The organism is Massilia sp. CFBP 13721, assembly GCF_014842025.1.
Classification (GTDB): Bacteria; Pseudomonadota; Gammaproteobacteria; order Burkholderiales; family Burkholderiaceae_D; genus Telluria.
Genome location: NZ_JACYUY010000052.1, coordinates 1 through 6,507, shown reverse-complemented (window position 1 = coordinate 6,507; position 6,507 = coordinate 1). Strand labels below are relative to the sequence as shown.

Here is a 6,507-nt window from a genome sequence, read left to right as displayed (position 1 = left end):
GCGTACTGGCGAATGCCGCCGCCACCTTCCAGGGCCTGATGGGCGAAGGCGCCATCATGCGCCGCGGCGAAGGCGAAAAGATGAAGGAATTCGCCGTGCGCGAATTCCACGAAGCGATGATCTGGCTGCGCGAAGAAGCCGAACGCGGCGTGTCGAAGCAGCGTTACAAGGGTCTGGGCGAGATGAACCCGGAACAGCTGTGGGAAACCACGATGGACCCAACCGTGCGCCGCTTGCTGAAAGTGCAGATCGAGGATGCGATTGCGGCGGATCAGATCTTTACCACGCTGATGGGTGATGAGGTGGAGCCGCGTAGGAACTTCATCGAGAGCAATGCACTGCAGGCGGGGAATATCGACGTTTGATTCAATAGCTCTGATTCTTAAGTCTGTCGATCATAACGACGTGTGACTTGCCCTTGGAAGTTGACGAGTTGCCGTCATTTATAGTATCAGAAGAGTCAGTATCAAACACGCTCCACGTACGGCAGTGGAGCGTTTTAATTTTGATGATTGAGGAAGTCGATTGTTTTCTTATCAGCGCAGCCGCTTACTTAATATCCAGGTGTTTCGATATTAGCGGTGTTGGCTTAAATTTCCGTTGACTCTTTCAGCCAGTGTGCTCTAGCAGCAGTGGTAGCCATCGGTCACCGAGCATGCGACGCTATGGAACTGATGGCTTCTGCATGACGATGACCGATAGAAACGTTAACATTGTTGCCAATACAATGCCTCCCCATCTTCAATTACCCGTGCTTTCCCAGGTACGATTGATATTATCTTAAAAAACACATAAATATCTGACCCTGCACCTATGCAATTCAAAACGGATACCCAACTCCAATAGTTGGTTGCTCCAATTCCAAGAAACTGCATCGGGATTGGAAGAATTGATAGGCTTGCGAACGGCAATGCTGCAACGAAGAGAAATCGATTACGGATCATACATGAATGGTGCTGCACATAAGGCGACCCAAGCTCGACCCATATTCCAATGCTAGTGTCGGAACCCAATCCAAAGCGTGGAAAGCCGAGTAAATGAAGGAGCTCATGCCCAATTATAAGTGCAGCTAGTGTCGCTCCAATTTGTAAAGCAGAAGGTGAACCTAATGGTAAGCTATGTGGAACAAGACAGAGCCAAATAAATGCCATGCATAATGCTGCGCCGAAACCAATCATAAGAGAATAAATTACAGCTTTTCGATCAAATAACTCTATACGGTTCCAGGCAGTATTTTTCGTTACTGGACTTTGCAAAGGGCGGCCGAAGCGAAATTTGGGCATGTTATTTCCGCAAGAAATGGTCAGGCAATTTGCCTGACCATTCATCAAATAGATTTACCAAGCATTATAAATAGCGGTTCCGAGCGCATATCCACCGCCAAATGCCAGTACCAGCAGGCAGAGAACGCCACCGGAGACGTCGTCAACCTCATCCATGGTCAGTTCTTGCATGCCAATTTCGTTCACGGACAGTTCAGTCATGTTAATCTCCTTGGGTTATGCCACCGAAGCGATGACGTAATCAGAATACCTGGCTAGTTATTTTTGTTCATGATAATTGTCATGGGGAAACTAAATTTTAGAGAAGACTTGGCAAGATAAGTGGTGTTGCACCAGTCTAAGGACCTGTCTATGATCACGCGCTTGCAAAGCCGCAGGCGAAGAGAGTCGAAACTTCCATGCTGGCATAGGCCATGTCTATTGGCGCTCGGTGCGTAAATAGCTCGCCTAGCCAGATGAGATACACCTAGTCTAGGTCGACCAATCCTGAAAGCAAACAGCCTGCTTCAAGCAGCACAGTGCCGGGACAGCGCACGTTAGGAGACGAAACTTGTTGTCGGTGCCGCTCCGGCTCCGGCTTGACGTCCCAGTAGGCAATCTTGTTCTCAGATATTTCATTTCATACCGGAGCGCGGTACGGATGACCCAGATCACCGCAGGCGGCGCAGCTGAGTTGCAGACGCCGGTCAGCGCACTTTGTGCAGGCAATGGAACCAGTTGCTGACGACCCGCGCTAAGACTGGGAATTACGGCGCCTGCCCGATTCCAAGCACGATGCGCTTCTACGAACCTGCCGAAGGTCGAGACAGGCCCGCCGCAGCTTGGACCGAATATCACATGACCAGTCCCACGCCAAGCATCTAGCGGAAACCAATTTTTCGACTAGCGCGCCAATCGGCAACTAGCACATCATATCTCCGAAAAACGCCAATAGCAGCCCACATCAATCGTACAAGAGATCGGGGTCGGTCTAGAAAACTCGTCGGCTATCGCCAAGGTGGCGCGTCGAGGTAATAGATGAAACTGGCAAGTACCAGCAGCTTGAGTGGCAGGGTCTGACGGCTCGCGGCGCGTAGTTCTTCACAGCGATAGCGTTCGTTGGACGACGCTACCAATAGACGTTGCCAGGCAAAGCTTTATTAGTTGTTGCATTTTTCGACTAAGAGCGAGCGGCTCTCAGTGTATTGCATAAAATCAATAGCTCCGTGTGGTGCATGAGCTAACTTCAGCACTTGCGTCCATTTACTTGCCCACACCGATGAATTCTCCCAGCATGAATCCAGCGCCAGCAGTGGCGGACGATAGAAAAGAAGGTCCCTACCGTCCCTTGTTCCGCGAACAAGTCATCGAGCATGTCAAAGCCCGCCAATATGGCACTATCATCCTTGCCAGCCCGCTCAGCCACCGAGTTCTTACCGGCATATTCATCGCGGTCGCCCTGTGCATCCTCGCCTTCTTCTTCCTTTTCAGCACAACCCGCAAAGCCCAGGCGATGGGCGTTTTGCTTCCCACCGCTGGCGTGATTCGAGTCACGCCAGTCCAGGCCGGCATCATTATAGAAAAACGCGTCAACGAAGGACAGGTAATCAAGGCTGGGCAAGTAATGTTCATTCTATCGAGTGAGCGCAGCGGCGCCAACCGGGACTCGGCCGAAAAACGCATTTCGATGCTACTCGAACGCCAGCTTGCTAGCATTCGCAGCGAGCTAAAGCAGTCGGAGCTGCAGAGCATGCAGCGCATTGCTGCAGCGCAGTGGCGGACACGTGACCTGACACTCGAATCCGAGCGCGCCCTACAACAGATCGCGATGCAGAGAAACCGTGTATCGATTGCTGCCCAGTCTTTGGACCGGTTTGCCCAACTTGAATCCACTAAATTCATCTCGTCTGCCCAGTTGCAGGACAAGCATGGCGAATTACTCGATCAGCGCCAGCGCTTGGCCGATCTCGAGCGCATGCACGCCGCAAGCCGGCGCGAATTGGCCACCGCCGAGGCCAATTTGGCTGACCTCGAACTGCAGGCTCAGCGCGAAACGGGTGCGCTCGGCAGAAACCTGTCTTCGCTTGAACAGAACTTGACCGAAAACGAAGCGCGCCGGGAAATCTTGGTCCGCGCCCCGGTCGACGGCGTGGTAACGGCAATTGCAGCGGAAATTGGCCAGACGATTGCCGTGAGCGCCCCGCTGGCTTCGGTACTGCCCGCAGGCGCACAACTGGAAGCGGAAATCTATGTTCCTTCGCGTTCGATCGGTTTCGTAAAACCTAACATGCTGGTCTTGTTGCGCTACCAGGCTTACCCGTATCAAAAATTCGGCCAATATCGGGCTCACGTGCGCGAAGTGGCAGATACTTCGCTCCAGCCCCATGAACTGGGCCTGCCGCAAAGCCCCTCTTCGGAGCCGCTATATCGGATCCGCCTGCGACTTGAGTCCCAGACAATCACTGCCTACGGAAAACAATTGCCGCTGAAATCAGGAATGGTGATCGACGCCAGTATTCACTTGGATCACCGCCGATTGTACGAATGGATTCTGGAGCCGCTATTCAGTATCACCGGCCGGAATTAAACCGTAACGAACTTCCTACGAGACAGCGATGAAACTTGAAAATTCACCCGGCTATTCTTTTTGGCACCGCAATCAATTGCCGGCAATCCTGCAAACCGAGGCAGCTGAATGCGGATTAGCCTGCCTGTGCATGGTGGCTAGCTATTTTGGCCACCGGCTCGATCTGGCCAGTTTAAGGACGCGTTTTTCGGTCTCATTAAAGGGCGCGACGCTAAAGGGGGTGATCAGCATGGCGCACGGCCTGGCGCTTCAGACCCGCCCCCTGAAACTCGACATGGCGAACCTGCCACAACTAAAGCTGCCCTGCATACTGCACTGGGACATGAACCATTTCGTCGTGCTCAAGGCAGTGTCATCCGCATATGCGGTAATCCACGACCCGGCAATTGGCGTGCGCCGCCTCCCGCTGGCCGAGTTTTCAAAGCATTTCACCGGCGTTGCATTGGAATTACGACCGACGAATGAGTTCGTCAAAAAGGATGAAATCCAGAATTTTCCCCTACTATCCCTGATGGGCCGGGTAAGCGGCCTACGTCGCGGCATGATCCAGTTACTCCTGCTTGGGCTAACTCTGCAATTATGCGCACTAGTCGCCCCTTTCTACATGCAATGGGTAATCGACGAAGCCTTGCTAGCGGCTGACCGCGATTTACTAACCGTGCTAGGTGGCGGATTTTTACTTTTAGTTGTGCTTCAAACGGCGATTGGGGCGGTGCGTGGCTGGATCACGACGACGCTCGCCACTGACCTAAACTTCCAGTGGTTTGGGAACGCTTTCACTCACCTTATGAAGCTGCCACTGCCGTATTTCGAAAAACGCCACACTGGTGATATCGTCTCACGTTTTACGTCGATCGAAACTATCCAGCGCAATCTTACGACTCAATTTGTCGAGGGGATCATCGACGGCGTCCTTGTGCTAGGGACGCTCGTTATGATGTTCACCTACAGCCCGAAACTGACAGGCATCGCCTGTATTGCCGTGGTCTTGTATGTGCTGCTGCGCCTAGCCATCTTCAACGTTCTGCGCGAGGCCACTTCTGAACAAATTATCCACGCTGCCAAGCAGCAAACGCATTTCCTGGAATCGGTGCGCGGCATTCAAAGCATCCGTCTATTCGGCCGCAGCGAAGAGCGGCGCGCCAGCTGGATGAATGCTCTGGTCGAACAATTCAATGCTGACCTGCGCATCGCGAAACTCGGCCTCACCTACCAGAGCGCAAATACCTTTTTGTTCAGCAGCGAACGCGTGCTGGTGATCTGGCTCGCTGCCTTCTTAGTAATGGAAAACACGCTTTCGGTCGGCATGCTATTTGCATTTATTAGTTACAAGGACCAGTTCAGCAGCCGAATGACAAGCCTAGTCGATAAACTATTCGAACTCAAAATGCTCCGCTTGCACGGCAACCGCCTGGCTGACATTTTGATGACCGAACCGGAACCAAGCAGGGAAGAAGTCGAAATCGATATCGGGACCATTAAGCCATCGGTCGAGTTCCGGGACGTCTCGTTCCGCTACGGCGATGGTGAACCCTTAATCCTGAAAAACCTGAACCTCGCCATTCCTGCCGGCGAATGCATCGCGGTCACGGGTCCTTCCGGCTGCGGCAAGACCACACTTATGAAACTGTTATTGGGTCTGTTAGAACCGAGCGAAGGTGAAATTCTGGTTAATGGCGTTAAATTGGCGCAGCTGGGTACCGCGAACTTTCGCAATCTGGTCGGCGCCGTGATGCAGGAAGATTGTCTATTCGCTGGCTCGATTGCCGACAACATCAGCTTCTTCTCTCCGACCGTCGATATGGAAAGAATCCAGGGCAGCGCGCAACTGGCGGCGATTCACATGGAAATCGCAGGTATGCCGATGGGTTACAACACGCTGGTCGGGGATATCGGCATTGGTTTGTCAGGTGGGCAGAAACAACGGCTGCTACTGGCGCGAGCGCTATATAAACAGCCAAAGATCTTGGTGCTAGATGAAGCGACCAGCCACCTCGATGTCTGGAATGAACAGGCAGTGAATGCAGCAATCAAAACGCTCAATTTAACGCGGGTTTTAGTGGCCCATCGGCCGGAAACGATTGCGATGGCGGAGCGGGTTGTCGTGCTTCAACAGGGGACGATTGTGCAGGACCATCGACAGAGTGAAATCCAGAAGTTGCGAGCTTAAACCATTAAGCCATTGTACGGCGTAGTTAACCGAGCACAATCAAATCTATATTGACAACCGCCGCTGTACAAGGTAAAAGCCGGCTGCGACGAGCGCTACCGGAAGGATGACGTCGAGGAAGCGAGCTACATGATGATAGTGGCGCTGAACAGCGCGTCCCTGATCCCGCGCGAAGGCCGACCTAATCACTGGCGAAGCGCTGACCGAACTGGTACGCCAATACAACTTGGGAAACGCCATCATGAGCGGCGTCACGCTCGATTTCCTCACGTTAGAGAACGCCGGCGCCTCCGGCATCGCCCTGGAAGCGGCGATCAACGACCCAGCCGTCAAAGTGGTGGTGCGTTCTGACGAACTGAGCGAAAAACATGCCCTGCGCATCGAGCGCATGCGCCACGGTAACGTCTACGTCACCTCAATCGACGCCGACTTCGTGCTCAGCAACGACTACGGCGTACTGGCGAATGCCGCCGCCACCTTCCAGGGCC

At 53.2% G+C, this 6,507-nt stretch carries 4 protein-coding genes and 2 pseudogenes; 4 read left to right on the top strand and 2 right to left on the bottom strand.

Annotated features, from left to right (window positions below; all coding sequences use genetic code 11):
* A pseudogene (gyrB, locus tag IFT60_RS26075) lies at positions 1-365 on the top strand (DNA gyrase subunit B); the annotation flags it as partial.
* Between the two features lie 342 nt (positions 366-707).
* Here the strand turns inward: gyrB (IFT60_RS26075) and IFT60_RS26070 are convergent.
* Together IFT60_RS26070 and IFT60_RS26065 are read right to left on the bottom strand one after the other, a co-directional pair.
* Positions 708-1,283 (bottom strand): DUF3267 domain-containing protein, encoded by a 576-nt coding sequence (locus tag IFT60_RS26070; protein ID WP_192057010.1) that lies wholly within the window; start codon positions 1,281-1,283, stop codon positions 708-710.
* 54 nt (positions 1,284-1,337) lie between these two features.
* Complete coding sequence (locus IFT60_RS26065) at positions 1,338-1,484, bottom strand: hypothetical protein (RefSeq protein ID WP_192057009.1); 147 nt, start codon at positions 1,482-1,484, stop codon at positions 1,338-1,340.
* A gap of 1,072 nt (positions 1,485-2,556) precedes the next feature.
* On the opposite strand from IFT60_RS26065, the gene IFT60_RS26060 reads away from it, so the two are divergent.
* The 3 genes and pseudogenes from IFT60_RS26060 to gyrB (IFT60_RS26050) form a co-directional block, all read left to right on the top strand.
* Positions 2,557-3,849, top strand: coding sequence for an HlyD family secretion protein (locus IFT60_RS26060; protein ID WP_192057008.1), 1,293 nt, complete (start codon positions 2,557-2,559; stop codon positions 3,847-3,849).
* Positions 3,850-3,877: 28 nt separating this feature from the next.
* Positions 3,878-6,019, top strand: coding sequence for a peptidase domain-containing ABC transporter (locus IFT60_RS26055; RefSeq protein WP_192057007.1), 2,142 nt, complete (start codon positions 3,878-3,880; stop codon positions 6,017-6,019).
* Between the two features lie 25 nt (positions 6,020-6,044).
* Positions 6,045-6,507 (top strand): annotated as a pseudogene (gene gyrB, locus IFT60_RS26050) (DNA gyrase subunit B); the annotation flags it as partial.

Bases quoted from the DNA above. Each gene is read 5' to 3' on its own strand.
- IFT60_RS26070 (WP_192057010.1), bottom strand. From the start codon at position 1,283: ATGCCCAAATTTCGCTTCGGCCGCCCTTTGCAAAGTCCAGTAACGAAA.
- IFT60_RS26055 (WP_192057007.1), top strand. From the start codon at position 3,878: ATGAAACTTGAAAATTCACCCGGCTATTCTTTTTGGCACCGCAATCAA.
- IFT60_RS26060 (WP_192057008.1), top strand. From the start codon at position 2,557: ATGAATCCAGCGCCAGCAGTGGCGGACGATAGAAAAGAAGGTCCCTAC.
- IFT60_RS26065 (WP_192057009.1), bottom strand. From the start codon at position 1,484: ATGACTGAACTGTCCGTGAACGAAATTGGCATGCAAGAACTGACCATG.